The sequence below is a fragment of the Vicinamibacteria bacterium genome (genome assembly GCA_035620555.1).
Taxonomy (GTDB): Bacteria; Acidobacteriota; Vicinamibacteria; order Marinacidobacterales; family SMYC01; genus DASPGQ01.
On sequence record DASPGQ010000754.1, the window covers coordinates 1 to 4,084 of the forward strand.

A 4,084-nucleotide genomic window follows, 5' to 3' on the forward strand; every position below is an offset into this window, starting at 1 on the left:
AAGGATCTCGGGGTCTTGCCGTGGTGGGCCGATGATGAGCTCGAAATCCGATTCTGGCGCCCTCTGTCTTCGTTCACGCATGTCATCGACTACGCGCTCTGGCCAGACAGCGGAGTCTCGATGCACCTCCACAGTGTCGCCTGGCTCCTCGGTCTCGTCCTTCTGACCTCCATGCTGTACCGCCGCCTCATCGCGGTGCCCATGGTCGCCGGACTTGCGACCCTCCTCTATGCACTCGACGACGCTCACGCCATGCCCGTCGCCTTCCTCGCCAACCGGAATGCGATCGTGTCCGCAAGCCTGGGCGTGCTCAGCCTCTGGTCCCACGACCGTTTTCGGCGAGACCGATGGACTCCGGGAGCCATCTTGAGCCCCATGGCATTCCTGGCCTCGCTTCTCGCCGGCGAGAGCGGGATCGGAATTGCACCCTACTTGCTCGGCTACGCCCTCTTCCTGGACCCGAGATCGTCCGCCGCCCGCTTCGGTGCGATCGCGCCACATGCCGTCATCGGCGTCGCCTGGCTCGCCTTCTACACGGGCCATGGCTACGGAACTTCGGGGAGCGGTTTCTACCTCGACCCGGTCGGTGAGCCCACCGAATGGCTCTCGCAGTTCCCGATCCGGGCGTCGCTCTTGTTGCTCGGCCAGTGGTTCCTGCCGCCTTCGAGCCTTGCATTCGCCTGGACGGAAGCCCAGAGGCTCGGGGTCGCGCTCTTCGGAATTGCCGTCCTGGCGATCATCTTCTTTCTTCTGCGACCCATCCTGCGAGAAGACAAGACGGCGCGTTTCTTTGGGTTCGGAATGGGGCTGGCGGTCGTTCCCATCACCGCCGGGTTTCCCCATGACCGGCTTCTCTTCTTCGTCGGCATCGGAGCCATGGCGCTTCTGGCGATGTTGCTGGTCCGTCTCTTGGATCGCTCGATGACTGGATCACCAGGTCGTGTTCTGGGATGGACGTTGGTCGCTGTGCACCTGGTGGTCGCGGTGCCCTTGAACCTCATCATGAGCCGCGCGGTGGCGTCGCAGGAGCCCATCTACGCCAATCCGCCTCGAAGTCTTCCGGACGATCAGAAGCTTCCCGGTCAGCGGCTCGTGATCGTCAACCAGCCGGATGCGTTCTATGGACAGTACACGTTGCTCGTTCGTCGGTTCGACGGAAGGCCCGCTCCAAAGAATATGCTCATGCTCGCCCCGGGAGTCACGTCGCTCGTTCTCGAACGTCTTTCCGCACACACGATCTCCATCGAAGCCGAGGGCGGCTGGCTCGGCTCCCCTTTCGACATCGTCTATCGCACCCGCAACGCGCCGTTCCCGGAAGACTATGAGGTTCAGCTATCGGGAGTCCGGATCCATGTCGTTGCGCAGACGCCGGACGGGCGGCCGGGAAAAGTACACTTCACCTTCGAGCGTGAGCTCGAGGACGACTCTTTGAAATGGGTGCTCTACCAGGACGGACGATACGTCCCCTTCGAGCCACCCATCGTGGGACGGAGCGCCGTGATCGAGGCGGTGGACTTCAGCCTTTTCTCCCCGCCCGAGCCATGAACCTCCCTCATGGCATCGCGCGATACGCCGCGGCCAGCTCGGCGGCAAAATCCTCGAAACCTGTCGGGGTCGTATTCTCGGGACGGCGCCCCTCCAGTGACCTCACCAGCCCTTCGTTGAGGGCGTGGTCGAGCTCGGCGTAGAGCGTGGCGACGTTCTCGGAAACCCCCATCCCCACGAGCGCCTTCTCGAGCTCGTCGTAGCCGAGCTGGACATATCGCAGCTCGGGATTCCCGAGACGGGTACCGAGGATACGCGTCGCCTCTGCGTGAGTGAGATCGCGAGGCCCGAGAAGCTCGCGAATCGTGAATCCCTCGAAGTCACGCTCTCTGAGTGCCCGAGCCGCCACTTCCGCGATGTCGCGGGTCGCGATCATCGGGATCGGGACGTCCGGGGCAATCCCGCCGCCGTTGATCCCCTGATGTTTGATGAGGCCGAGCATGGAATAGAAATTTTCGAAGAAGTACGCGGCCCGGAGTACGAGCAGGTTCGCACCCTCGAGCCGGCGCAAGCGCTCTTCCTGAGCATGGAGGCCCGCAATCGGACCCGTCCCCTCGGGAACATCGGCTCCGACGCTGCTCAGAAAGACGACATGTTGGACACCGCTCTCGCGCACGGCGCTCGCCGTCGCTTCACCGATTCGCTCCCCGAGGGCGAGATAATCGGCGGCGCGAACGTCCGGAGGAATGAGCGTGAAGACCGCGTCCGCTCCGCGAAACGCTCGGGCGAGAAACCGGGCGTCCTCCGCGTCGCCGGTCTCGATTTCCGCGCCCCTCTTCCGGAGGGGCTCCAGCTTCGCCGCCGAGCGACCGAGCACACGGACCTTCTCGCCGGCATCGAGCAACAGCTCGCCGATTCTCTGTCCCGTATGGCCCGTCGCACCCATGATCGCGATCATCGTGACCTCCTCTCAATGACTCATTATGGCTCGATGCTGTCAGTCAATCCTGCTCAGTGAAGTCGGCATGCGGGCACCTGGGCTCGTTCGAGCTAGTAGTCGAGCTGGTTAGACTCCGCAAGGATCAGTGACTCATCGGTCGCGCCGGTACGTGGCGCCTAGGAGCCGTCACGCCGAGCCGGCATCCACCCACGATTACCAGGCTCGCTCGTCCGCGGACGGTCCGTAGAGCGAAGGCACGGGTATATTCAGTAACCTCAAGTAGACGCTCAGCTGGCCCCGATGATGCGCCAGGTGAGTGAAGGTGTCGGCGATCACAACGTGCCGCGGGGCCTCCATGACCGGCTTCTCGGCCACGAGCAGCCGCCACGGTGTCTTCAAATGCTCGTCGTTGGTGCCCCCGAGAGCTCGCTGAGCCTTGGCGATTGCGTCATCGTGGGCCCGAAGGAGCTCCGCGACCGTCTCGGCCGATTGAGGCTGGTACGTGGATCCGCCGGGCGGCGCGAGGTCGAGCTCATTCTGCAGGATCTCCATGGCGATCCAGGAAGGCATCGTCGCCACCAGGTTCGACAGATAGCCGAAGGGCATCGATTTGTCGTGCGGCTTCCAATCTGGACGCCCCTCAGGGACGCGCTCCAGGACGCGTCGCGATACCGCGGCTTCGCGTTCCAGCAGGGCCTGAAAGAGCTCGTTCATTTTCATTGGGAAACCTCCTCGGAATGAGCGAGGGTAGCGCAGGAGACATGTCATCTCACTTCATAATTCTTGAAAAAGTTCCGCTTGGCCGGCCGCCGCCGCAGAATCCGGCACGAACGGGGACAGCAGTCCATCGTCTGAGTCGACGAATTTGGCCCTTGACACAAGATCCCGATTTATATAACCTATAAGTTATGCAACCGGTTGGTTATGAAGGGCCGGGCCGCCTCGACGCGACGTTTGCGGCGCTCGCCCACCCCGCACGGCGCGCCATCATCGCCCGGCTCGCTTCGGGCGAGGCATCGGTAATGGAGCTCGCCGAGCCGTTCGCGATGAGCCAGCCCGCGATCTCCAAACACCTCAAAGTCTTGGAGCGCGCCGGCCTGATCTCGCGCGGACGGGACGCGCAGCGACGGCCGTGCCGACTGGAGGCCAGGCCGCTCGCGGAGGCCACCGAGTGGCTGGCGGAGTACCGGGAGTTCTGGGAAACAAGCTTCCAGCGTCTGGATGCCCTTCTGGACGAGATGAAGGCCAAGCAGAGAAAACGTCGACGCAAAGAGCGAAAAGGAGAGCCCTGATGCAAAACGCTGAAACGTTGCACGTTACGACGCCCACCGACCGAGAAGTCGTCATGACCCGTATCTTCGATGCGCCACGCACGCTCGTCTTCGAGGCCTGGACCCGATGCGAGCACGTGAAGCGCTGGATGATCGGCCCGGAGGGCTGGACGATGCCCATCTGCGAGATCGATTTGCGCCCCGGTGGTGCCAACCGATTCGTCTGGCGCCGTTCCAATGGAACCGAGATGGAGATTCGAGGCGTGTATCGAGAGATCCGGCCGCCCGAGCGTCTCGTCTTTACCGAGTGGTGGGGCGGGGACTGGCCGGAAACGATCGACACGCTCGTCCTCACCGAGAAGAACGGGCAGACGACGACGACACTCAC

The 4,084-nt window shown here is 63.2% G+C and carries 5 protein-coding genes; 3 read left to right on the plus strand and 2 right to left on the minus strand.

Features of this window, described 5'->3' with window-relative positions:
* Positions 1–1,545: hypothetical protein (locus VEK15_30260; protein HXV65017.1), on the plus strand; the 1,545-nt coding region annotated here is incomplete at its 5' end.
* 7 nt (positions 1,546–1,552) lie between these two features.
* Here the strand turns inward: VEK15_30260 and VEK15_30265 are convergent.
* Both VEK15_30265 and VEK15_30270 read right to left on the minus strand, forming a co-directional pair.
* Positions 1,553–2,443, minus strand: coding sequence for an NmrA family NAD(P)-binding protein (locus tag VEK15_30265; protein HXV65018.1), 891 nt, complete (start codon positions 2,441–2,443; stop codon positions 1,553–1,555).
* Positions 2,444–2,638: 195 nt separating this feature from the next.
* Positions 2,639–3,145, minus strand: a complete 507-nt coding sequence (locus VEK15_30270) for a DinB family protein (GenBank protein HXV65019.1) — start codon at positions 3,143–3,145, stop codon at positions 2,639–2,641.
* A gap of 188 nt (positions 3,146–3,333) precedes the next feature.
* Between VEK15_30270 and VEK15_30275 the strand changes: the two genes are divergently transcribed.
* Both VEK15_30275 and VEK15_30280 read left to right on the plus strand, forming a co-directional pair.
* Entirely contained in the window at positions 3,334–3,717 is a 384-nt protein-coding gene (locus VEK15_30275; GenBank protein ID HXV65020.1) for a metalloregulator ArsR/SmtB family transcription factor, read from the plus strand.
* On the plus strand, positions 3,717–4,084 hold a 368-nt coding region (locus tag VEK15_30280; GenBank protein HXV65021.1), incomplete at its 3' end, for an SRPBCC domain-containing protein. The genes VEK15_30275 and VEK15_30280, both read left to right, overlap by 1 nt.

Excerpts from the sequence above, each read along its gene's own strand:
- VEK15_30275 (HXV65020.1), top strand. The coding sequence starts at position 3,334 with ATGCAACCGGTTGGTTATGAAGGGCCGGGCCGCCTCGACGCGACGTTT.
- VEK15_30270 (HXV65019.1), bottom strand. The coding sequence starts at position 3,145 with ATGAAAATGAACGAGCTCTTTCAGGCCCTGCTGGAACGCGAAGCCGCG.
- VEK15_30265 (HXV65018.1), bottom strand. The coding sequence starts at position 2,443 with ATGATCGCGATCATGGGTGCGACGGGCCATACGGGACAGAGAATCGGC.